Source organism: Stappia indica, from assembly GCF_020177335.1.
GTDB lineage: Bacteria > Pseudomonadota > Alphaproteobacteria > Rhizobiales > Stappiaceae > Stappia > Stappia indica_B.
The window spans coordinates 190352-213857 of sequence record NZ_JAIVMG010000006.1 but is presented as its reverse complement, the minus strand read 5'-3'; the positions used below and the strand labels follow the sequence as shown (position 1 = coordinate 213857).

The 23506-nt window shown below is 64.0% G+C and carries 19 protein-coding genes; 4 read left to right on the top strand and 15 right to left on the bottom strand.

Annotated features, from left to right (window positions below):
* Nucleotides 1-45: 45 nt before the first annotated feature.
* From LC062_RS10545 to LC062_RS10530, 4 genes are read right to left on the bottom strand one after another with little or no spacing between them, the layout of a single operon-like run.
* Complete coding sequence (locus tag LC062_RS10545; protein WP_181759952.1) at nucleotides 46-966, bottom strand: ABC transporter permease; 921 nt, start codon at nucleotides 964-966, stop codon at nucleotides 46-48.
* Nucleotides 966-1898: an ABC transporter permease gene (locus LC062_RS10540; RefSeq protein ID WP_224910993.1), complete on the bottom strand. Its 933-nt coding sequence runs from the start codon at nucleotides 1896-1898 to the stop codon at nucleotides 966-968. Before LC062_RS10540 ends, LC062_RS10545 begins: the two co-directional genes overlap by 1 nt.
* Nucleotides 1876-2478, bottom strand: coding sequence for an ANTAR domain-containing response regulator (locus tag LC062_RS10535; RefSeq protein WP_224910992.1), 603 nt, complete (start codon nucleotides 2476-2478; stop codon nucleotides 1876-1878). The genes LC062_RS10540 and LC062_RS10535 overlap by 23 nt, the downstream gene beginning before the upstream one ends.
* Nucleotides 2478-3689 (bottom strand): transporter substrate-binding domain-containing protein, encoded by a 1212-nt coding sequence (locus LC062_RS10530; RefSeq protein WP_224910991.1) that lies wholly within the window; start codon nucleotides 3687-3689, stop codon nucleotides 2478-2480. The genes LC062_RS10535 and LC062_RS10530 overlap by 1 nt, the downstream gene beginning before the upstream one ends.
* 712 nt (nucleotides 3690-4401) lie before the next feature.
* On the opposite strand from LC062_RS10530, the gene LC062_RS10525 reads away from it, so the two are divergent.
* Both LC062_RS10525 and LC062_RS10520 read left to right on the top strand, forming a co-directional pair.
* Nucleotides 4402-5118 (top strand): FadR/GntR family transcriptional regulator, encoded by a 717-nt coding sequence (locus LC062_RS10525; protein WP_224910990.1) that lies wholly within the window; start codon nucleotides 4402-4404, stop codon nucleotides 5116-5118.
* 64 nt (nucleotides 5119-5182) lie between these two features.
* The gene (locus LC062_RS10520) at nucleotides 5183-6970 is read left to right on the top strand and encodes a gamma-glutamyltransferase family protein (RefSeq protein ID WP_224910989.1); all 1788 of its coding nucleotides are present in this window, start codon (nucleotides 5183-5185) and stop codon (nucleotides 6968-6970) included.
* 31 nt (nucleotides 6971-7001) lie between these two features.
* On the opposite strand, the gene LC062_RS10515 is transcribed toward LC062_RS10520, so the two are convergent.
* Nucleotides 7002-7238 carry a hypothetical protein gene (locus tag LC062_RS10515; RefSeq protein ID WP_224910988.1) on the bottom strand — a complete coding sequence of 79 codons (237 nt, stop codon included), beginning with the start codon at nucleotides 7236-7238 and terminating at the stop codon, nucleotides 7002-7004.
* Between the two features lie 191 nt (nucleotides 7239-7429).
* On the opposite strand from LC062_RS10515, the gene LC062_RS10510 reads away from it, so the two are divergent.
* Nucleotides 7430-8140 (top strand): Crp/Fnr family transcriptional regulator, encoded by a 711-nt coding sequence (locus LC062_RS10510; RefSeq protein WP_224910987.1) that lies wholly within the window; start codon nucleotides 7430-7432, stop codon nucleotides 8138-8140.
* Between the two features lie 28 nt (nucleotides 8141-8168).
* Here LC062_RS10510 and LC062_RS10505 read toward each other — a convergent pair whose 3' ends face one another.
* The 7 genes from LC062_RS10505 to LC062_RS10475 all read right to left on the bottom strand — a co-directional run bounded on the left by LC062_RS10505 (nucleotide 8169) and on the right by LC062_RS10475 (nucleotide 17753).
* Nucleotides 8169-9026 carry a methyltransferase, TIGR04325 family gene (locus LC062_RS10505; RefSeq protein ID WP_224910986.1) on the bottom strand — a complete coding sequence of 286 codons (858 nt, stop codon included), beginning with the start codon at nucleotides 9024-9026 and terminating at the stop codon, nucleotides 8169-8171.
* Nucleotides 9027-9047: 21 nt separating this feature from the next.
* Nucleotides 9048-10592, bottom strand: coding sequence for an oligosaccharide flippase family protein (locus tag LC062_RS10500; protein ID WP_224910985.1), 1545 nt, complete (start codon nucleotides 10590-10592; stop codon nucleotides 9048-9050).
* Nucleotides 10593-10964: 372 nt separating this feature from the next.
* Complete coding sequence (locus LC062_RS10495; RefSeq protein WP_224910984.1) at nucleotides 10965-11651, bottom strand: sugar transferase; 687 nt, start codon at nucleotides 11649-11651, stop codon at nucleotides 10965-10967.
* Between the two features lie 93 nt (nucleotides 11652-11744).
* Entirely contained in the window at nucleotides 11745-13046 is a 1302-nt protein-coding gene (locus LC062_RS10490) for a glycosyltransferase family 4 protein (protein ID WP_224910983.1), read from the bottom strand.
* Between the two features lie 5 nt (nucleotides 13047-13051).
* Complete coding sequence (locus LC062_RS10485) at nucleotides 13052-13993, bottom strand: glycosyltransferase family 2 protein (RefSeq protein WP_224910982.1); 942 nt, start codon at nucleotides 13991-13993, stop codon at nucleotides 13052-13054.
* Entirely contained in the window at nucleotides 13990-16389 is a 2400-nt protein-coding gene (locus LC062_RS10480; RefSeq protein ID WP_224910981.1) for a GumC family protein, read from the bottom strand. The genes LC062_RS10485 and LC062_RS10480 overlap by 4 nt, the downstream gene beginning before the upstream one ends.
* Before the next feature lie 38 nt (nucleotides 16390-16427).
* A complete protein-coding gene (locus LC062_RS10475; RefSeq protein WP_224910980.1) occupies nucleotides 16428-17753 on the bottom strand; it encodes a polysaccharide biosynthesis/export family protein in 1326 nt (441 codons plus the stop codon).
* 313 nt (nucleotides 17754-18066) lie between these two features.
* On the opposite strand from LC062_RS10475, the gene LC062_RS10470 reads away from it, so the two are divergent.
* Entirely contained in the window at nucleotides 18067-19236 is a 1170-nt protein-coding gene (locus tag LC062_RS10470; RefSeq protein WP_224910979.1) for a glycosyltransferase, read from the top strand.
* Nucleotides 19237-19469: 233 nt separating this feature from the next.
* Here LC062_RS10470 and LC062_RS10465 read toward each other — a convergent pair whose 3' ends face one another.
* The 3 genes from LC062_RS10465 to LC062_RS10455 all read right to left on the bottom strand — a co-directional run bounded on the left by LC062_RS10465 (nucleotide 19470) and on the right by LC062_RS10455 (nucleotide 23425).
* Nucleotides 19470-20216 carry a response regulator transcription factor gene (locus tag LC062_RS10465; protein ID WP_224910978.1) on the bottom strand — a complete coding sequence of 249 codons (747 nt, stop codon included), beginning with the start codon at nucleotides 20214-20216 and terminating at the stop codon, nucleotides 19470-19472.
* A gap of 519 nt (nucleotides 20217-20735) precedes the next feature.
* On the bottom strand, nucleotides 20736-21947 hold the full coding sequence (locus tag LC062_RS10460; RefSeq protein WP_224910977.1) for a polysaccharide pyruvyl transferase family protein: 1212 nt from the start codon (nucleotides 21945-21947) through the stop codon (nucleotides 20736-20738).
* Nucleotides 21944-23425, bottom strand: coding sequence for a hypothetical protein (locus LC062_RS10455; protein ID WP_224910976.1), 1482 nt, complete (start codon nucleotides 23423-23425; stop codon nucleotides 21944-21946). The genes LC062_RS10460 and LC062_RS10455 overlap by 4 nt, the downstream gene beginning before the upstream one ends.
* Nucleotides 23426-23506 lie beyond the last annotated feature (81 nt).

The window sequence follows — 23506 nt, the reverse complement described above, 5'->3', positions numbered from 1 at the left end:
TGGCCGCTCTGCTGGCGGCCTTCGGCATGCGCCGGGGCTCGTGCCTCAGCGCAGCTTGATGCGTGGGTCGATCAGGGGAGCGACCATGTCCGCGAGGAAATTGCCAAGGACGATGGCGCAGGCGGAAACCAGCGTGACGCCCATGATGATCGGAATGTCCACCCGCTGGATCGCCTGCCAGGCGAGCTGACCGATGCCCGGCCAGCCGAACACGCTCTCCACCACGACGATGCCGCTCATGAACAGGCCGATGTCGATGCCGATCATGGCGATGATCGGCAGCAGCGCATTGGGCACCGCATGGCCGAACAGCACCTGCACCCGCTTCAGCCCCTTGGCCCGGGCGGTGCGGATGAAGTCCTGGCGCAGGACGTCGAGCATGGCCGAGCGCATCATCCGCGCGTACCAGCCCGCCCCCAGGAGCCCCAGGGTCAGCGAGGGCAGCACCAGATGCATGAAGGTGCCGTAGCCGCCGATCGGGAACCAGCCGAGCTGCACCGCGAAGACGTAAAGCAGCAGGATGCCGATCACGAATTGCGGCGAGGAGACGCCGGTAAAGGACAGCACCATCAGCGTGGTGTCGGTCGGTGTGTTGCGCTTCAGGGCCGCGACCAGCCCCATGGTCAGGCCGATCAGCAGCTCGCAGAAGATCGCCCCGGCCATCAGCAGGAGGGTCGCCGGCAGGCGGGCGGCGATCAGCTCGGAGACCTCGGTCTTCTGCAGATAGGACCGGCCAAGATCGCCCTGAAGCAGGTTCAGCAGATAGCGCACATACTGCTCGTAGAACGGCAGGTTGAGGCCCAGCTGCTCGCGGATGTTCTCCACCGTCTGCGCGGTTGCGCTGCGCCCGGCGATCTGCCGGGCCGGATCGGCCGGAATGAGATAGAGCAGGATGAAGGTGACCAGCGAGACGCCGAGCAGGATCAGCGCCGACTGCAGCAGCCGCCGGATAACGTAGGAAACCATCAGTGCCTCCCCTTCTGGGTCGGGTCGAGCACCTCGCGCAGCGCATCGCCGAGCAGATTGAACGCCAGCGCCAGCGCGATGATCGCCACGCCGGGAAAGAACACCAGCCACGGCGCGGAGGTGAAGTAGGTCTGGTTCTCGTAGATGATGTTGCCCCAGGACGGTGTCGGCGGCTGAACGCCGATGCCCAGATAGCTGAGCGTTGCCTCAAGCAGCACGGTGGTCGAGATCCCGAGCGTTCCGAACACGACGATCGACGAAAGCAGATGCGGCAGAATATGGCGGAACAGGATCCGCCCCAGACCGGCGCCCATCGCCCGTTCCGCGACAATGAACTCCCGTTCGGACAGCGAGCGCGTTTCGGTGTAGACCACACGGGCCATCTGCACCCAGTTGACCATGGCGATCACCATGGCGACGATCCACAGGCTCGGGCGGAACAGCGCCGCGAGCGTGATCGCCAGCAGAAGCGCCGGAAACGCCATCATCAGATCGGTGAAGCGCATCAGCACGGTTTCGACCCAGCCGCGAAAGAAACCGGCGAGAATGCCCACCAGCGCGCCGACGGCAACGGCGATGCCATTGGCCACAAGGCCGATGATCAGCGAGGTCTGCGCACCGTAGATCAGCCGGGACAGCACATCGCGGCCGAGAAGATCGGTGCCGAGCCAGAAGCGTTCGCCCGGCGGCAGCGGCGCGCCCTCCAGGGTCAGCCCTTCAAAGAACTGCTCCGACGGGTCGAACGGAGCGACCAGCGGCGCGAACAGCGCCGCGCCGACGATGATGGCAATCACCACCAGGGCGATGATCGCCAGTTTGCGGCGCAGCAGCCGCTCCAGGGCGCCCTGGCGGCGTGGCTGGTGGCTTGTCTGGCGGCTTGTCTGGCCGGGGGCCGGGAGTGCCACGGCGTCAGGCTTTGCGTCTGTCGTCATCCGCCCCTCCAGGTCGTGCGTTGAGTTCATCGGCCGCATCCTCGATGGAGATCCGGCCGGCCATCGCCAGATCGCGCAAGCCGCGATAGGCCGTGTGGGCGTCACAGTTTCGTTGCAACATCAGGGTAAGAATGGCCTCGACCACCTGCGGACGTCGGGCAAGGCGCTGCTCAAGGTCCGCAATCTTGTTTTCATAGGCAAACCGGGCCTCGAACGAGCGCTGCGCCACCACCAGCGCGCCATAGATGCCGCTCGACCCGATCGGTTTGTTGAGATGGGCGCCCGCCCCGCGCCGGATGGCCCATTCCACCCGTCCCGGCGCCTCCGTGCCCATCAGCGCGATCATCGGCATCGGCTGGATATCCGCCTTCCAGGGAAACTGCCCCTCATGCGCCATATCCGCATCGAACACGAGTACGTTCGCCTCGCCGTGCTCCTTGCGAAGGTCCGGCCAGACGCATTCCACCTCGATGCCGAGGCGTTCAAGCTGCCGGCAGATGTTGTCCCGGTCCGCATGCGGCCGGTGCAGCACGACGGCCTTCCAACCACGGAAACTGGGGGTGCGGAACTCAGCGGCCATCAGGTCACCAGCCTCAATTGCGGCCCCGTCTCCCGATCAAGACCAGCGGCTCCGGACGGCGCGCGGGCAAAGCCCGCATGCGGATCGTAGTCAACCAGATAAGGGTCGGGGGCGAGCGGTGCGGGCCTGGTCCCCACCAGCCGGAAGTGAGCGCGGTCCCGCACGCTCGCGGCCCCTTCGACCACACCGATATGCGGCGTCAGATGAGCGTGCTGGGTCTGGCGGTCGATGACCACCGGACCGAGCGGCGTTGGCCTGGGACGGTCCGGCAGCCGGGCGATGATTCCTTGCGGCTCGGCCGCGCCGGTCTCGGCAATCGCCCGGGCAAGCAGCCAGGCGGCCAGATACGGGCCGGTGAACATCGCCGAAATCTGCGCGTCCGCGCCCCGCAGAAGCCGCATGCGCGCCAGGAACGCCCGGTTGTCCGCCGTATCGAGCGTTTCGAAATAGGTGGAGGTGGAGATCACCCCCTCGGCCGCAGCACCCAGCACCGGCAGCTCCGCTTCCGTCAGGTTGCAACTGATCACCGGACAGCGGGAGGGGAGGAAGAACGGGTCTTCCTGCCCCAGCGCGCGATAGGCCCGGAGAAAGGCATAGCTGCTGGTGCCGATCAGATTGTTGAGGATGAAGTCGGGGCGCTTTTCCCGGATCTCCTCGATCAGATGGGCCACCTGTTCATCGCCAATGGGAATGTAGCGCTCACCGAGGACGCAGCCGCCATCGGCCCCAAGCAGCTCACGGGCGATCCGGTTGACCTCCCAGCCCCAGATATAGTTGGAGCCGAGCAGATAGGCCCGGTTGCCAAAGGCCGGGACCGCATACTGAAACAGCGGCACCACGTTCTGGTTCGGGCAGGCGCCGGTATAGAGCACCCGGTCGTGACTCTCGAACCCCTCGTAAGGCGCGGTGTACCAGAGAAGCCCCTGGTGACGCTCCAGAACGGGCAGCACCTCCTTCCGGCTCCAGGAGGTCTGGCAGCCGATGATATGCCGGCAGCCCTCTTCGCGCATCAACCGTTCGGCCAGCACCGCGTAGCGGTCGGCCTCGCCCTGCGGGTCCGCCTCGACACAGGCGAAGCGAAAGGGAAAATCCCCACTGGCATTGATCTCATCGATGGCCGCGCGCGCGCCTTCACGCGCTTCCCGCCCGATCTCCGCATAAGGGCCGACGCTGGAAAACAGCACGCCCACCGGGATCTCCTGCCGCGTCATTGCTTGCCCCTGCCCTCCCTGTCTCGTGGCGCCCCGGCGCCCTGTTGCCGCTGGCCAGATCCCCGATCGGGATGGCTGGCCAAAACACAAAAAAACCCCGACCCGCAGCCTTGCACTAAGACTGCGAAAGATCGGGGCGCATTTGCCGTGCGGCGAACCACTTGCCGCTATTTGAAAGTAATGCTGAGCGATCGGATATCGCTTGTCAATGCGACCTGCTCAGCTTTCCGGCCTGCCTATTTTTTGACCAGACAAGCTTTCACGGCACCAGAGATCTGCGCAGCGAATGTCGCGCGATACCGAAAGCGAAATAAAATCAATGATAAAACTGACAGGGCCACGATCAGCGCCCCACCTCCTTCCCGGTAAACGACATGCCCCAACCCTTGGTCCAGTGGTCTCCCAAATCCACTGCCCGCAGTCAGCGTCACGCTCCCTGACCCTGCCGGGCTCGAGCGCCCGGATATGACTTCAAGAGAGCAGGGTAATATATTGAATAATATGAATATATTTTAAGGTCATCAGGAGGCGCGACGGACTGAAAATCAAGCCCTGCCCCGTGCGAGCAGGCTCCCGCAGATCGGCCTTTTGTCGAAAAGATCTGCGTTTCCCCAAAATGCGAAATTTTTTTGCACAAAACCCGGCCTTGCCCTTGCTGAAGTTACAGCCCAATAATGGAACCAATTATTGATTGGTACCATCAGGGCAGCCGATGACAGGAACCGACAAGCCGGCGCAGCGCAATTCCAGCCTCGCTCTGGAGCGATTGCGGATCCTCATTGACGAAGCCCGGCGGGAGGGACGCGAGCAACTGGCGACCGAGCGCGAGCTTGCCGAGGAGATCGGTGTCGGTCGCAGGGCGGTGCGCCGGGCGCTGGACGTTCTGGAAACCGAGGGCCGCATCTGGCGGCGTCAGGGCGCGGGCACCTTCATCGGCCCGGAGCCGGGCCATCCGGAGCGTCAGATCGCCAGGCTCCCGAAGATGAGCAACATGCTTGAGGTGATGGAGGTGCGTCTGCGCATCGAGCCGATCCTTGCCCAGTTCGCCGCGCTGCGGGCAACCCCCACCGACGTGGCGGCGATGCGGGAGCTGGCCGCCCGCGTTGCAAGCGCGGAGGATATGGACAGCCGCGAGCTCTGGGACAGCGCCCTGCACCGGGCCATTGCCAGCGCCGCCGGCAACACCCTGTTCCTGACCCTGTTCGACGTGGTCGACCGCGTGCGCCAGGACACCAACTGGCGTCATGTGCGTGAAGCCTTGCGTTCCCGGGAGACCATTACTCTCTACATGGCGCAGCACACGGAGGTGATCGACGCGATCGAACGCCGCGACCCGATCGCTGCGGAACTGGCCATGCGCCAACACCTTCTGGCGTTGCAGGAACGCCTCCTGTTCCAATCCTCCGCCAACCCGCCGGAGACCCGATAGATCCGCCGGCGCGCGTCCCGCCCAAGACAGCCCTTTTCACTCAGCTGGAAACGAAGAGACCACCATGACCATGTTCACCACCCGCCCGGAGATCAAGGGCACCTTCGGCGTCGTCACCTCCACCCATTGGATCGCCAGCGCCGTCGGCATGAGCATTCTGGAAAAGGGCGGCAATGCCTTTGACGCGGCGGTCGCAACCGGCTTCGCCCTCCAGGTGCTGGAGCCGCACCTGAATGGCCCGGGCGGCGACCTTCCGGTCATCTTCCACAACGCCGAGCGGAACGAAACCAAGGTCGTTTGTGGCCAGGGCCCGGCCCCGGCGGGGGCCACCATCGCCCATTACCGCGCGGAAGGCCTCGACCAGATCCCCGGCAACGGCCTGTTGGCAACGGTCATTCCCGGCGCCTTCGACAGCTGGATGCTGATGCTGCGCGACCATGGCACCCTCCCCTTGCGCGATGTATTGGCGCCGGCCATTCACTATGCCGAGCATGGTCACCCGATGCTGCCCCGGGTCAGCGCCACCATCGCCGGACTGAAGGAGTTCTTCGAAACCGAGTGGCCAACCTCCCATGACACCTGGGTGCCCGGCGGCGCGCTGCCGGAGGCGGACAGCCTGTTCAGGAACCCCGCGCTTGCCGCCACCTGGACCCGCCTGCTCAGTGAGGCGGAAACGAAATCGGGCCGGGAAAACCAGATCGAGGCGGCGCGGGATTGCTTCTATCGCGGCTTCATCGCCGAAACCATTGGCCGCTATCTGGAGAGCGCCGAGGTGATGGACGCCTCAGGCGCCCGCCACAAGGGGGTGCTGACCGCAGAGGACATGGCCGGCTGGAGCGCAAGCTACGAAGACCCGCTGACCGATGACTATCACGGTTGGACCGTCGCCAAGACCCAGCCCTGGGGCCAGGGACCGGTCCTGCTCCAGGCCCTCGCCCTGCTGCGCGGCTTCGACATCGCCAGCCTCGACCCGGCCGGGCCAGAGTTCGTGCATCTGGTGACCGAGGCGATGAAACTCGCCTACGCTGATCGCGAAGCCTATTACGGCGACCCGCTGTTCGCCCGCGTTCCCGTGGACCAGCTTCTGTCGGAGGACTACAACGCCGCCCGCCGCGCCCTGATCACCGACAGGGCCTCCTTCGACCTGCGGCCGGGCGTGCTACCGGGCTTCGAGGCGCAGGTGCAAAAAACCATGGCACAGGTCGAGGCCGCCGGCATTTCCGCCACCGGCATCTATGAACCGACCATGGCGCATCTTTCGGAAAAACGCGGCGACACGGTACACCTCGACATCATCGACCGCTGGGGCAACATGGTCTCCGCCACCCCTTCCGGCGGTTGGCTGCAATCCTCGCCGATCGTCCCCGGCCTCGGCTTCTGTCTGAACTCGCGCGCGCAGATGTTCTGGCTTGAGGACGGCCTCCCCTCCTCGCTGGCGCCGGGCAAGCGCCCGCGCACCACCCTGACCCCCAGCCTTGCCTTCCACGAAGGCCGGCCGACCCTCGCCTTCGGAACGCCCGGCGGTGACCAGCAGGACCAGTGGCAGCTAATGCTGTTCCTGCGGCTCGTGCACCATGGCCTGAACCTTCAGGAAGCCATCGACCTGCCGCTGTTCCACACCACCCATTTCCCCAGTTCCTTCCACCCGCGCCAGCGCCAACCCGGCCATATCATGGTGGAGGAAACCATCGGCGAAGCGGCCCTTGCCGCCCTGCGCGCCAGAGGGCATTCGGTCGAGGTGGCCGGACCCTGGACCATCGGCCGACTGACCGCCACACGGCGGGATGCCAACGGGCTGTTGCGGGCCGCTGCCACCCCGCGCCTGATGCAGGCCTACGCCGTCGGCCGGTAGGAATCGCTTTGAAAAACGGAGGGTCCGCCGGTCACGACCGGCGGACCGAATGTTCGCCGGCGATGATCACCCGGATGAGCGCGGCCACGGCCCGATGGGTTTCGGGATCCTCGCCGAGCGCGGCCGCATTTTCATGGGTGGCCGCGGCATCCTTGAGAATGCCGACAATCTCGCTCTCGGGCAGCAGTTTGTGATCGCTCATGGCAAGCAACAGGGACTCGCAGATCGCCAGCGCCGCCATCCCGGAAATTTCATTCTGTTGGGGCATCACGAACCATACTCCTGGCAAGAGCGACGACGGCGTTCACCAGACCAGTTCATTTATCTAGCCATATTCGCACAATTTAAATTATGCTGCACCGATCGAACTTGATCCAAACTGCTTTCTTTTCGCGTCCCCCCCATTTCTCTATAAAAAATACAAGGGAGGATTTGTTGACCGGAAGTTTTAAACTCCCTTTGGTCCGTAAGCTTGGAGCCTTCGTCACATTTTCCGAAGACGAGCTTTCCGTTCTGACAAGCCTGTTGCAGCGACGCCGGACCTTCGCCGCAGGACACGACCTGATGCGCCAGGGGCAGGTCGACCAGACCGCCTATATTCTGATCGACGGCTGGGTCTGCTCCCACAAGCTGCTGCCGGACGGCTCCCGGCAGATCGTCAATTTCCAGATCCCGGGCGATTTTCTCGGGCTGCGCAACGTCCTGCTGCACGCCTGCGACCACAACATCGAGCCGATCACCCAGATCGAGGTGTCCGAGATTCTGGTCAGCGACCTGCTTGAGGTGTTTTCCAGGACCCCGCGCCTGGCAACTGCCGTCCTTTGGGCCGCCTCGCGGGACGAGGCGATGATCGTCGAGCACCTGGTCAATCTCGGCCGGCGCGACGCCCCCCAGCGGATGGCGCATTTCCTGCTGGAGCTCGGCGCCCGGCTGTCCCTGGTGGGCATGGGCGGCAGCGGCGGCTACACCTGCCCGCTCACCCAGTATCTGCTGGCCGATGCGCTCGGCATGAGCGCGGTGCATGTCAACCGCGTCTTGCGCCAGTTGCGCGAGGACGGGCTCGTCACCTTCCGCAGCGGCCACGTCACCTTCGATGATCACGACCGCCTGGTGGAGTTGGCCACCTTCGACCCGGCCTATCTGGACCAGAGTGGACCGCTGATGAAATAGGCCGCGGCGGCGTGCCCCTGGCCGTTTCTCAATCTGACGCATCCTTCCGACCCCGTGCCTCGCGCAGGCGAAAGTAAAATCCGGCACTTTCGCTCGCGCCCTTTTCCGGATGCGTGTCGATGACATGGGACAGGCTGGGGATCGACCACCGGTCGATCAGCTCATAGCCCAGTGCCGTGACCTCGCGGAGAAAAGCCTCCTCATTGCGCATCTGATACGGCACCAGCGCCGGCCCGATCCGCTCCAGCGTCACATGCGGCGTTCCTTTGCGAAACGCCACCTTGTTGAGGATCAGATGCGGCGGCAGGGCCGGCATCCGTAGCAACAGTTGCGACACGGGCACGTCGAGATACTGCAGCAGCCCCGACCCGAGCAAGAGATCCGCCGGGCCGGCCTTGCTCAGGTCGGAGACGAATTCGAGCCCCATCAGCCCCTCGGTCGCGGCCCGTTGGCGCCCGGCTTCGACAATTGCCGGAACGTCATAGACAATCCAGCGTTCCGGCCAGGTTGCCGCGAGCTGCGCACGGAAGGCCAGGTATTTCGTCCCCATATGCCCGCCGGCATCGACCAGAGTCCGCACTTCGGGCGAAAGCCGTTGCAGCCAGAAGAGCACCGGATAGTCCCAGGGAGCGACCCGGCACATCCTGTCGAAGGACACCGGAGCCACTTCCGCATGGTCGTAGCCCGGCATGGCGCCTGCCGCCCGCGCCGCCGCCAGCGCCGTCTGATAATCGGGATAGCATCCGGAAAACCGGCGGGGGCGCGGCAACAGGTAACGCAACCGCCCGCCAAACGCCTGAAACGGGCGCAACGAGAACCGCAATCGCCCCACCGCGCTGCGCAACAGCGGCGTGATCGGCCTTGTCGTATGAACCGTCGCCATCATCCTTCCTCCCGGCGGAACTGGTCAGGCTTCCGCTCCCGTGACCCTGCCATCCTTCAGCACGGCCTCCGGCAACGGTGCTTCAATCGCCGTTTTGCGTAACAGGTAGAGAGCCGCAGGATAGATCACCGCGCCGCCAAGCACCTGCAGGGCCAGCCCCCAAACCGGAGCCAGTTCCGCACCACCCGCCAGATAACCGATCAGCGACACGCCGATGGCCATCGGCACGCAGGCGATGAAGATGGAACCGCATCCCATGATCGTGGGCCGCAGGTGCAAGCCGCCATGACGGCTCTGCAGGTACATCGACGTTACCAGCGCGATCAGCGCCGCCACGATCTGCCCCAGCGCGGCGGCGAGAACCCCGAACGGCGCACAGATGACGATCATGCAGATGGACATGCACCCATTGAACAGCGCCACCGTCGGCGCCTTGCGAATGGTGCCGGCAATCGACAGCAACGGCTCTGTCACGAAACTGGGAACCAGAAAGACCTGCTTGAAGGACAGCACCACCACCAGCACCGCCGCCGGCTGCCATTTGTCACCAAGCAGAAGCGGCACGAAATGGTCCGCAACGAGTGCCAGACCGATATAGACCGGCAGCGATACCGCCATCAGGATCAGCACGAAGCGGGTCGCGACCGCCCCCAGAGTTGCGGACGCCCCGTCCCCGCCCTTTGCCCCGGCCTTGCGGAAAAGCGTCCAGGCGAGCAGGCGCGCCGGCTCGGCGATCAACTCGGAGACCGCGGCGACGATGCGCTCGGCCGCGCGATAGAAGCCAGCGTCGGTCAGTCCAAGAAAACTGCCAATCGCCAGGGTGCCGGCGTAGGAGCGCATCTGCAGCATGACCCGCAACAGCAGGATGTGCCGGGAGTACTCCAGCAGTTCGGCAGTGAAACGACGATCGAAGCGGGGGATGAACCACCAGCGCGCGACCACCGCCGCGCCGAGCAGATAGATGCCCTGCATCACCAGTCGCCCAGCCACCAGCGCATAGGCCCCCCAACCGCTCCACAATCCGGCGACGGCGAACAGGAAACCGCAGCCCTCGGCGAGCAGCCGGATCTGCGCCTGGCGATGCAACTGCCCCCGCGAGATCAGAACACCCTCATAAACGCCCGAGAGGGCCGCCGGTATGATCCAAAGAGAATAAAGGGCAATCAACCAGGCTTCCCAGACACGCCCGAGGACATGCGCCACCCCCCAGGCCGCGACAAGCGCGACCAGGGTGAACAACAGCGCACTGAGGGTCGACATGGTTGCCACCTCATTCTTGCGCTGCTCGCATTGCATCGACTTCAAGAGGAATTCGCGCCAGCCGCACTCGGAAAAGACCACCAGGATCACCGTGAAAGCGGAGACAAAGGCATAAAACCCGAACTCAGCCGGAATGAGGATACGGGCGGCGATGATGAACATCGCCAATTGCAAGGCTTGCGAAACCAGCTTGCTGCACAGGGTCCAGGCACCGCCCCCCACGAGCGAGGACACTCGAAGGCGGCTCAAGGCCGCCATCACCGGCCACTTGCGCCAGTCGGCGCCGGGAGAAGGCCGGCGGGCCGTCATCGACCTCTGCCCGGATTTGCCGAACCGCTCCGGCGCGAGACCAGGTCGTCGTGAACCAGGGCCGGATCGACCTCACCCGCAGAGCCGCACATATTCTTGCCGCATCCTCGCGATAGAAGGCGTGAAGATTGGGGTTCTGTTTCTCTCACGATTTCGCGATACTGCCGCGACGGCATGGGAGTCGCCGGCTTTCGGTAGGCGCTTCCCGGCTGCTCAGGACGACGATCGGATTGGACAACGGTGGACAGGTTCTTGGACAGATACATGCCGGTAGGAAATGGAAAATACGTCATCCGCTGGGCCACAATCCTGTTTTGTCTTGCAATCTGGATCATTGTCGGATGGTGGCTGCTGCGCTGACCCTCCGTCCGCTCAGCATCCATTGCGGGCAAACAGCACCACACCGACGGTTTTCCAGAGGATGACGATGTCTTTCCACACCGACTGCGTTTCATAATATTCGACATCATATTTGACCCGCTCCCTGTACGATGTGTCATTGCGACCGGAAATCTGCCAAAGACCGGTAATCCCCGGCGTCAGTGCCAGATAATAGTCCGCGTCCCGTCCGTAGCGTTCGAGCTCGCTGGCCACCACCGGCCGCGGCCCGACCAGGCTCATCTCGCCGCGCAGCACATTGAGGAATTGGGGCAGCTCATCCAGGCTGCTGACGCGCAGGAACTTTCCCACCCGGTGGATGCGCGGATCGTTCAGGAGCTTGTGCTTTTCTTCCCACTCCTTGCGGCACTCCGGATCGTTGGCGAGCAACTCCGCCAGCCGCGCATCCGCATCGCGCCGCATGGTGCGAAACTTCAGACATGAAAACGGCCGGCCATTCCGGCCGATACGCTTGTGGCTGAAGATGAAGGGCCGGCCATCGGCCAGAAAGAGAACGCCCACGATCACCAGAAGGGCGGGCGAGAGGAACAGAAGCGCCAGGGCCGACAGGACGATATCCATCAAACGCTTGCCCCGGCCCGGGGTTCCGCGCACCTGCCCGATCCGGCCTTCTGTGGTCTGTCGGGAGGAGCTGCTGTGGATTGCGATTGTCTCTGGCATACCGGACCTCGCTTGTTCTCCTTCGAGGCTGCCAGCAGCCTCTGGCAAAAACAATTCACCCCGTTTGCCAGGGGCTACCGAATAGGAAGTAGGCTATTGCCCCCCCGGCAGACCCGCTGTCTCGAACGGGGGGACCGGCACGGCGCGCGGGGCAGATTGCGCCGCGATCGGGCGGGTGCGCTCCAGCACATCCGCATAGAGGCTCGTCAGCGCCTCGACCCACGACCGTGATGTCAGCGCCATGCCAGGCGCCGCCAGAAGAGCGCTGGCGCTCATGTGCCGGACCCTGTCGTCGTCGCGAAGAATTTCGCCAATGGCAGCCGCCAGAGATGCCGGATTCCCGCTCCGGAACGTTAGCCCGCACCCCTGTCTGGCGATTTCCGGAGCGAGCAGGGCCGCATCCGGCAAGATGACCGGAATACCGCTGCCGATTGCCTCGACGGCGACCAGCCCGAAGGGTTCGGGCACCCGCGAGGCAACCACCACCGCACGTGCCTTGCTGAGCAGCGGCCCGATCTCCGAGCGCGCTTTCCAGCCGTGAATCGCCACCTCCGGGTATTTGCGCTGCAACAGTTGCCGTCCCGCGCCGTCGCCGATCACATGCAACTGCGCTCCGGCCAGACGCGCCGCAATGGCCGCATCCTCGAACCCCTTTTCCGGCTCCAGCCGGCCAATGAAATAAACCGCATCGCCTGCCCAGGGCCGCGCCGTCGGCCAGAGAAACGGCTCGACCGGATTGCGGATCGCCCGCATCAGATCGCCCCGGACCCCCGCCCGCGCGAAATAGTCGCCCATCCCCTCATGGATCAGCACGATGTTTGCCGCCTGCTGCCGGACCGGGAAGAATCGCTCCCGCAACTCATGCCGCGCCAGTCGCCATGCCTTTTCATGCTGCCCCCGCTTGTCACAGCGGCTAGCCAGACAGCGCACCGACAACGGCGCGAGCGCGCACACAGTCTGCGAGCGGAAATTGACAAACCCGCCATTCGGGCAGGCAAGAAAATAGTCATGCGCATGCAGCACAGTCCGCTCACGCACCCGGGACAACACCCTGAAAATCGAAGGCGACAGGATCTTCGACCAGCCATGCACATGATAGATGGTCGCCGGGGTATCATGCTGGGCAATGAATGCATTCAGCTTCGCCGCCGCGCGCGGATTGTAGAGCCCCCGCGACAGAGCCGACAGCCGGCTTTGTTCCGTCAGCGGCCGCCCCCCCACCCAGATCGTCTCCCGGGCCGGGGTGAAAGCCCCCTCTCCGTCCCCGGCGAAGAAGGTGACCGAATAGCCCGCCGCCTCCAGAAGCTGCGCCGACAGGCAAGCGAGATTGGAGGCCCCTCCCGTCATGATGGAGCGGTCGTTGAGGATGACGATCCTGTCGGGTGTGCGGGTCATCGTCCCTAATCCATCGCCATGATCTTTTCCGGAGACAGCTTGCCGCGCACCAGATCGGCCATGGCGCGCAGATTGCCCCTCAGCCGGCCCCGCCGGTCGACCCAGGGTTCAGGACGCAGCACCCGCGCGGTATTCGCCACGATGTTGCGCGCCATCTGAATGCCTGCATGGCGGGCACCCATGGTCCGCTTGCGCATCAGATAGACCGGGTTGGCGATTTGCGAATAACCGAGCTTCACCCCCGAGGTCCGGCCTGTCTTGGTGCCCAGATGCACCCCGTTCAGCCCATCCGCGCGCACGGATCGACCCGCATGAGCAACCTGCCGGCTGAAATCGACGTCCTCCAGCCAGCCATAGAGCGGCAACCGCTCGTCGAACCGGGCACCGCTTCGGGCGATCGCGGAGACGCGAAACGCCATGTTGCAGCCATAGCCCGAATAGACCGGATGCAAGGCCTGACCGCGCCGTTCCCAGTCGCTTTCGTTCTCGGCCACGATGGTCCGGCCCTCGGCGACGGACAGCCCCGCACTGGTGGCGCCGTCCGCATGCACCGTTCCGGTGCACATCACGATGTCCGGCTCGTCCAGGAAGATCCGCTCCAACTCGCGCAGGAACGTCCGCCCCATCAGAAAATCATCATCGAGAAACAGCACCACATCGGCTCCGTCCAGATGGTCGAGAATATGATTCCGCTGGCGGCACAGTCCACGCTCCGACAACAGTTGCCGGGTCCGACAGGGAAGACTGCGCAGCGTCTGCGCGGGTATGTCCTGACGGGAGGGCGTGCACAGCACCACCTCATCGGGCAGCCGGACCTGCCGGGCCAGTTCGGGCAGCGTCTCCTCCAGAATGGGCCGGCGGTTGGAACTCGGGATCGCCACGCAAAGGGTGAGCCTGCCACGCGACTGCGGAACGTCGGTTCGGGGCAGATTGATTGTCGAGGTCATAGGCCGTGCTCCCGCCGGTTCGGTTGGCGCGCCCGTGCCGGACAGCGATCCTTGCGGCTGCGGTTGAAGACGATGCCGATCAGGCTGATCTGGGTCTTGCCGAACATGGACAGGGCTTCGGACAGCCGGTCGATCGTCATCTTGCGAGCGTCGTCCACCACCACGGCCACCCCATCCACCATGGTGCAGACCGAACGGGCATCCGCCGACTGGCCAAAGGCGTCCATGTCGACGATCACCACCTGATAGGTCTTGCGCAGGTCATCGAGCCACTGACGCAGGCTGACCAGATGGCCATAGGAGTAGCGTACCGGCCGCTCGCCGCGAATCCGCCCGCTGGTCAGGACCGGCAGCACCGGACTGCCGACAATGTCCAGATCCGGTGCCGACGCCATTTCAGGCTCGGCCGCGGCAGTATTTCCATGGGACTGCGCCAGGACGAGCTTCGGCCGCTCGCCCCGCTCGCCCAACGGGGTGTAAACCCGGGCTTCCAGCCCGTAAGCGGCTGCGTGCTTGGTCGCCAGCAGGCTGAGAGTTCCCGTCAGGAAGTCGGCATCGACGATGACCGTCGAGACTCCTTCGTTGAGATAGACCTGCGCCAGATTGAGTGCGATCGTGGTCTTGCCCTCCCCCTGATCCACCGAGGTGATGCCGATCGCCTTGCCCTTGTCGGAGGACGCCGCCGTGCCCACACCGATCGGCGCCTTGATGCTGCGCAGTGCCTCGGCAAACTCTGAATAGGGCGCATCGAGAACCGCGCGCCAGGGGTCGAACACCCGCCCCGGCCGCCGGAGTGGCAATCGCTGCAGAGCAGGAATGGCGAAGGTGCGCGTCGGCAATTGCGGCACGAAGCCGAGCGGCACCAGCCCCAGTTCCCGGCGCAGTGCCGAACCGGCGCTGAGCCTGCGGTCCATGGTCTCGCGCCAGGCGGCGATGAAGATACCGCCGGCGAGCCCGAGCATCACCGACAGAGCCATGATGATCGAGGTCTTCGGCGATTCCGCCATCAACGGCGTCGCCGCCGCCGTCACGATCCGCGCGGTCCCCAGTGGAAACGACTCGTTCTGCAAGGCGCCGATCAACTGCTGCAGGAAGCTTTCATACATGCGCCGATAGGTCGCCGCCCGGCTTTCCAGTTCCGCCAATTCGATCCGCGCAAGGTTCTTCTGGACATTCTGCGACTTGGAGGCCATCAGATCGGCCCGGATGGACTCCTCCCGCGCCCGCGCGATCTCCAGTTCCGAGCGATAGACGCTCTGCATGCGCACGAACTCGCCGCGTATGTCACTCTCAAGACGGGCAATCTCCGCCTCCACCGCAGTGATCGCCGGGTTATCCCCGCTGTAGCGAGCCTTCAGCATCTCCCGGCGGGACGTCGCCAGGCGGATCTCATCGCGCAATTTCTGGATCTGGGCGTTGGTCCCCGGATCCTCGATGGGCTCATCCGGGCTTTCTCCAGACACCAGCCGCGATACAGTCTCGTAGCGGGCCTCCGCCATTGCCGTTTCCGCGTGGGCGGCCAGCAACTGACTGTTGGTTTCAAGGATCTGCTGCTGATCGAGCGGCGAGGCCGTGCCGATCTGCGTGATGCCGTTACGCGCCCGGAATTCCTCAACCGCGGTCTGCGCCTCGCGGGCATTCTGGCCAATTTCGACAAGCCGCTCCTGAAGCCAGGACGCGCCTCGGCGGGCCGAATTGGCACGATCGTCCATGCCGCTGCGAATGTAGGTGCGGGCGATGGTGTTGGCGATCTTCGCCGCTTTGCGCGGATCGGTCGAGCGGTAGGAAATCTCCAGCACATAGGACTGACCGACCCGCCGCACCTCGACCCGGCTGAGGAACCCCGCCATGGTCTGGCGCATCAGGTCATCTTCCGCGCTGGCCCGTTGGGCCTCCGCGTCGGCGCCCCCCATTCCGGGGTCGGCGACCTCCTCCTGTTCTGCCTGGCTCCCGGACAGGCCGACGGCCTGCAGCCCGATCCCCACCCAGCGGCGAACGGTGGCGCGCAAGGAAGTGCTGGTGCGCACCTCCGGATCGTTCAGCAGGTCGAGCTCTTCGATCACCGAGCGCGCAATGGCCTCCGATTTCACGATCTGCACCTGGCTGGCGATTTCCGCCGACTCGATGATGATCGTGCCGGTGGAAACGTCCTGCGAGGCGATTTTCGCCTGCTGGGGATCCATCACCAACTGCGCCACCGCGGAATAAAGCGGCGGTGTGTAGTGGAGATAGACAACGCCGAGTGTTGCCGAAACCGCCGTCGTCAGCGCGAACAGTCGGAGATGCCGTTTGAAGAACGCCCAGATGTCCTGGAACGTGACATACTCCCCCTCACCCGACCGCAAATTGTCGAACTGGTCGCCACTGACGATATTGCTGATGCTGTGAATGACCATTGCACTGACCGCCGCTTTCGTCTGGAAAATCCCTGGCCTCAGTTCTGGACCGCCGCCGCGATCCGGTTCCCCTCATCCTCGACCACCGGCTTGAACCGCACCTGCACCACATCGCCCGGCGAAAGAAGAGTGCCGGCTGAGGCCATCACCGGCTCGGCTCCGGGCGCGGAGACGATGCGGTATTCCAGCAGATCGAGAGCGCTGTCGTCGGCCATCTGCATGCCATTCGCCTGCATCAGTTGAAGGGTCGTCAGGCGCCGGATCCTCAGGTCTTCGAGCTGGCTCTCCGCATCCTGCAGGCTGGCACTGACTTCGATCTTCCGCTGCCCCTTGAGATGAACCGCGTCGCGCTCGGTCTCGCTGAGCTTCTGCTTGGCCCGCGTCGAGGCGATCACCATGTCGAGCCGGTTGCTCTGCAAGTCGGCGACAACCCGCTCCAGCGAGGTTTGCCGCGACCGGACCACGGTCTTCTGGCTGACCAGCCGGGTGATGTCCTCCAGCTCCTCGCGGGCAATGCGGATCTGCTCGTCCTGGGTGCCGAGCTTCTCGTCAAGAACGTCGATTTCCTTGCGCAACAAGGTGCCCAGATCGCGAAGCGAGGCCATCTGACGCGCGAGGGCATCGATCCGGGTACGGAACTGGATCTTTTCCGTCTCCCGCAGCAGCCCGAGGACCGATCCGGGGGCTGCCTGTTCGAATTCGGTCGGGAAGACGATCTTGTCATGATCCCGGAACTCGGCCTGCAGCCGTGCCCGGCGCGCCATCTGCTGCTTGATCTGATAGTTGGTGCGCTGCAGATCGCCCGCATAGCGGATCTGTTCGACGTCCGAATACCGGTCGGCAATGCCGGTGCGCCGCTCGCGCCCGCCGGCCAGCGACACCGCTTTCAGGATCGTCAGGCCGGGGCTGTATTCAATCATCCCCGGACGATCCACATTGCCGGTGACGAACACCGGCGGATAGCGCACGATCTGCACGGTGACCGCCGGAACCTCCTGCAGGCCGGTTCGCCGCTGTAACGCGGTGCCAATTGCCTGCGCCAGGTCGCCCGGCACCAGACCCGCCGCCTCGATCTCGCCAATCAGCGGGACGGATACCGTGCCACTGACGGAGACGCCGTATTCGCCGGTGAGCGCCGTCCATTCCCGGTACTCACCCTGGGCAACGACCCATTCGACGACGGAAATCTTGATCCGGGTTTCAGGAAGCAGGCGGAAGTCTTCCGGACCGTTCGCTGCACGGGACGGAAGCGCCAACGCAAGGCCTGCAAGGAAAGCGAAGAGGACGCTGGCAACCAGGTTGATCCGGCCGCGCACTCCCCCCCGGCGCCCCCAGAGGCCCCTTGCCGAGGAATTCCAGTTCATGTCTCCTGCACTCACGAGATCCCCCCAAAGCCAACAACAGAACCTGACAGGTTCCATCATTGACTTTGCCGCCAGCGGGTAAATCCCCACCCGTGCAAGTCGTCTTCATCCAAATGGCTGCAACACTCTAATCGGCTTCCCCAAAAGGACAGGCCGGGAGCGGCTTCCTCTTCCCCCTTTGAAAACCTTGACAGCCACCTCCCCCACTCGGGGAATAGGCTCACTCCAAGGGATAGGCGTTTCGCCCCCATTGCCTCTTTCACCCGCGACCGGTTCAAAGACACTATCGGCGAGAAAAACCGGAGTGTTACCGATGCGCGTTGCGATCGTACATTACTGGCTCGTGTCGATGCGCGGGGGCGAGAAGGTCGTGGAAGCGCTCTGCGATCTCTATCCGCAGGCCGACATCTTCACGCTCGTCTACGACCCTGCCGCCGTGTCGCAGAAGATCCGCGAGCACAAGGTCACCACATCGTTCCTGCAAAAGATCCCGGGCGCCACCCGCCACTATCAGGCGCTGCTGCCGTTGATGCCGTTTGCCCTGGAGAGCTTCGATCTGCGCGGCTATGACCTCGTCATTTCCAGCGAATCCGGCCCGGCCAAGGGGATCATTCCGCCGCCGCAGGCCGCCCATGTCTGCTACTGCCATTCGCCCATGCGCTACCTGTGGGACCACTATCACTTCTACCGGGCGAACGCCGGCTTCCTGCAGCGCACCGCCATGCCACTGCTCGCCCCGGCCCTCAGGGCCTGGGACGTGACCACCAGCGCGCGGGTCGACCGGTTCGTCGCCAATTCGCACCACGTGGCCGCGCGGATCGGCAAGTACTACCGGCGGGGTGCCACGGTGCTTTACCCACCTGTCGCGGTCGGCGCGTTCCGCCCCGTGGACACGATCGAGGATTTTTATCTCTGCGCCGGCCAGCTGGTACCCTACAAGCGGGTGGATCTTGCGGTCGAAGCGTTCACTCGGATGAAGAAGAAGCTGGTGGTCATTGGCGAAGGGACGGAGCTGGCGCGGCTCAAGGCCATGGCCGGACCGACGATCGAGTTCCTCGGCCATGCGCCGTTCCAGGTCCTCAAATCTCATATGGCGCGATGTCGCGCGCTGGTGTTCCCGGGTGAGGAGGACTTCGGCATCGTCCCGGTGGAAGCCATGGCCAGCGGCCGGCCGGTTGTCGCCTATGGGGTTGGCGGCGCGCTCGAAACGGTCGTTCACAACCGCACCGGCCTTCTCTTCCCCGAACAGTCGGTCGATGCCCTGATCGACGCCATCATCGAATTCGAGACTTGCGAGGGCACCTTTCAGCCCGGACGGATCCGCACCCATGCCGTCCGGTTCAGCGAACAGAATTTCAGCGAAGGCTTCCGCGCCATCGTCGAGGAAGAGTTGAGCGCGCAGGATATGGGCCGGGTCGGTCAACCCAACCCCAGGATCATCACTCCGCCGCCCCGGCTGAAGAACCTCGGAGCCATTCACTGATCGCCCCTTCCGGGCTCCGGAAGACCGGCGCAGACGAGACAGCCCCGCAAGCGCGGGGCCAGACGTCATCGCGACAGTGAGGTCAGGACAAACGGGATTGGCGCCCCCCTCAGCAGAGAGAGACGTCATCGGAAGCGGCAAGGCTTGACCGGCAGACAGGGGGGCATGCCGTGTCACCGGCATCGCCCCCCGTATCGCCGCTCCACGTTCGTGGGCGGGAACCCGGCCCTTCGCTACTGCATGAGTTCCAGCAGCTTGTAGGCCACTTCCGTCCGGTTGGTGGCGTTGAGCTTCTTCATGATGTTGCGCACATGCACCTTCACGGTGCTCTGGCAAAGGTGCAGCTCATAGGCAATGATCTTGTTGGCCTTGCCACGCCGCAGGGCCTCGGCCACCTCCGCCTCGCGCGGGGTAAAGATATCCCCCGGCCCGCTGACGCTTTTTGCTGCGGATTCGATCATCTCCAGCATCGGCAACACATTGCTTGCCGGCAGGAACACACCTCCGGCCCGGGCCAGTGCGATGGCCTCCGCGGCAACCCCGATGCCCACGCTTGACGGGATGAAACCGCGCGCGCCGCATTCGATTGCCTTGAGCATCTGGCACAGGTCTTCGGTATCGGCGATCACCACGACCGGGATGCCGGAGAAACGCTCGACCACGGAGGTGATGTGCGCCCGCACCGACGCATCGTAGGTCGAGCCACCGCCGATGGCGAGCACGATCACCGACGGGGTGTCGTCGCTGTCCAGCCCTTCCCAATGGTCGACCGAGGACACCGGGACGACATTGAGCGAGGGGTCATGTTCCGAAAGGCTCCTCGCCAGGCAATCCCGATCCAGCGCTCGCCGGTCGATCAGAAGCGCGCAATCGCGCGCCTCGCCGCCAGCAATCGGAGGTGCGGTCTCGTCTGCGGTAGCACTGCAGAAATTGGAGACCGCCTCCAGTTGAACTTCAACGTCATTCTGATTTTGGTTCAAGTATTGCGCATCCATAGAGAATACTCCTGGATTGTTTTATTATGCACAGGCATTTTCTTCTAAAACCGAGGTCACCAACGTGGAACCCCGCCTCGACCAGGAGGCGCAGGACCGGAATTCACTGTTCGTGAGAGATCATCCGCCCACCGCCACTTCAGTACTTTTTACAGCCTTCGCCCGAAACGCCCATTAACATGGGTTAATAAATGGTGAATATATATAAAAAGACTCTTGTTTTCGACGAAAAATCAGATAAAGCCGATTCGTTTCCTCACCGAACCGTGATGATCTCTCACGAGCGCGTGAATACTGGCGTCATCTCCGAAACTCGCCACAGTCAAACCTGAGAAATCAAAAAAAACAACAACTAAGCCCACGCCCTGGGATCTGATATTCGCTCTGTCGGGCGGGTATACACCACGTCAGGGCTGGCGCAGGCCGCCCTCCGGGACACCGGAAATCACGCACGCGGGCCACCGCAGCGCCCAGAATCTTCCCCTAGGGAATTTAACGATATGGTTAAGAAACGACGCTGCCCGCATTGAGGAAGGCGCTGAGATCCGCATGCAGCCGGGCAATCCCTTCACGGGCTTTGGCAACCGTGGCACGCAACTCCACCGGATCGACCGCATGGGTCGCCACCTGATCGATCAGCCCGGCGATCTCCTCCGATGAAGTGCTTCGGTCGGTGACGAGAAACGCCTCTCGATGGGTGGAGCGAAAGAACCCTTCGACCTTGCTGTCCCACCCCAGGCCGACGACGGGAACGCCGAGGGCATAGGCGGCGATACAGGCATGCAGCCGATGTGCGGCCATCGCATCGAAGGCATCGATGGTCGAGAGAAGCTCCCGGGCGGTTTTCGGACGGGGCGCGACCTGAACCACCCCCGAAGCCATCATCTTGCGAACGGCTGGCACTGCCAGGATCGCCTCAAGAAAGGCCGCGTCCTCGCGGGCGCCGTTGCAAAACAGGGTGATACACCAGCCCCGGCTTTCCAGTACCTGCATCACCTCGCAATAGTCGCGAGCGCGCAGCATCGGAATGTCGCGCGCCGACTTGTCCGAGTGCCGCCGCAGGATCGCCGGATTGGTCACGCACAGCCCCGCATTGTTGCCGACACAACGTTCGAGCGGGCGCGGCAGATCCATGGAGCCGGCCAGCAACCCCGGATCGGGCACCAGGTGCGGGCGCCCCCCTTCGGGGAAGTGGCTCATCCAGTTATCCCGGGCGATCTCGTCGCGGACCGAGACATGCACCAGATCCAGGTTACGCAACCTGCCGAACAACGCGGACGCCTCCGGCGACCAGTTCCGGCTGACCCCCACCGCGTAGATCGACAGGGGCCGTTTTTGCCGCTGAACGCAGTCCAGCACCGCGCCGATCTTGAGCGGGAAGTTCAGATCGTCGTCCTGGAAGAGATTGCCACCGCCGATCACCACCGCATCGGCGGCGGCGATCCGGGCGTTCCAGTCGGGCAAGGAGGCCCGAAGCCTGCGGTCCAGCACCTTGCGCACCACGAAGCGACGCGCCGGCGCCGGCATTCGGCCAAGCAGTGCCAGCACGTACCCCCTCGCCCGGACCGCCGTTCCGACCTCGCTGCGCCCCGCCAGATCGACCGTCTCCACCTCCACATCGCTGCCGCATTGACGCAAGGCGGTCTCCAGGCAACAGGCAAGCAACCCGTCCCCCAGGTTTTCACTATGCTTGACGTTGAACACCAGGAGCTTCATTCGCAGCGCCCTTCGGTTGCGCCGCCGGTTGCCCAGGCCTTGCCCCTCAAGGGCGCAAGGGGCACCGCCCGCGTATCGAGATCCTGTCGTTCACGGACCGACCGGGACAGCGCCGCCGCCCCCCCCGCCAGAAGATAGGGGAGCAACCCTAGATCATAGACTGTGCCGGAAATCATCGCCGTCGCCAGGCTGGCCGCGAAACCCGCCTTGGCGGCCCGCACCGCGCGCACCTGATCGGCGACCGCGCCGGTGTCCGAGCGCAGCACACCATTCGGCGCCAGCAAGACCGATCCGGCGAACAGGAGGAACAGCATCGCACCGGCAACCCCGAGATTGGACAGCAGCACGAGCAGGAAGCTTGACGCCCGCGAACTGCCGAGACCGGCCCCGATCCAGGAGGTATCGAGAAAGGTCTGGAAGGCCGCCGCATTCCATTGGAAACGCTCCCGTCCCGACTGGCTGTTGGCCTTGGAGAACAGGATCTCGTCCAGATAGGCCTCGATCTGATCGACGAACTGCGGCATCGCGACCATGATGACGAGCATGGCCAGCAGCCCGACGATGGCGCCCATGACCAGGAAACTCGGACGTCCGTTGCGCGGGTTGGCCAGAGACGCGCTGAGGGAGCGTATGCCGAGGAAGCCGACGACAACCACAAGGCCGGCAAGTCCCGTTGCCGAGGTGGACAAGAGCACGGCCAGGAACAGGGCAGCGGCAAGAAGCCCTACATAGCCGTTCCGCAACCGGTCGAGCCACAGGCTTGCGACCACCGCGAACACGGCGAGGGTATAGGAGGCAAAGGCGGAGGCTTCGGAGAAGGTGCCGGAGATCCGTTTCAGACCGCCTTTCACGGAATCGGTCAACATCCCGTAGTTGGCCGTCCGGAAGAAATCCATCAGCCACGCGGTTCCGGAAAAATAGGTAACAATATCGGCGAGGGCGAAGACGAGGTCGACGGTCGCCAAAACCAGCATGGCGCCGACCAGCGCGGCGGCGGAGCGCGTCTGCCGGAAGAATGTGTAGCTGGCGGCAAAACACAAAAGACCGCCGATGGCATAGACCGACTGGGTGATGTTGCTCGCGGTTGGCCGCAACGGAACCATGGAAATGAAGTTGCGCGCGCCAAACATGCGCGTCACCGATATGGTCTCGGTCATGCCCGCGAACAAACGCGGCAGGAAGATCCCGCTTAACACTCCGAAGACAGTGAGAAGCAGGAGCCAGAAGCCCGGCCCCGGCAGAGCGAAGGCCGACAGGATCGGCCCCTCCCCATAGCCCGCGTACATGCGCAGGAAGAAAAAGACGAGAAACAGGTTCGGCACCAGAATGGACGCGCCGCCCAGCGCCGGCAGGCTGATAGCGGCCGCCGTTCCGAACACCGTCGACACTGCCATGAACATGAACATCCACTGCGGCCGTCGGCCCATCAGCAGCAGACCGAGCGCAAATGTCAGGATTCCCATGACTTGCAGGCTCATGCCAGGACGCTCCCCGATGGATTTTCAGGATCGTAGCATGGCCACCTACAGGTGTAATTCCATCACCCCATAAGCATTTTG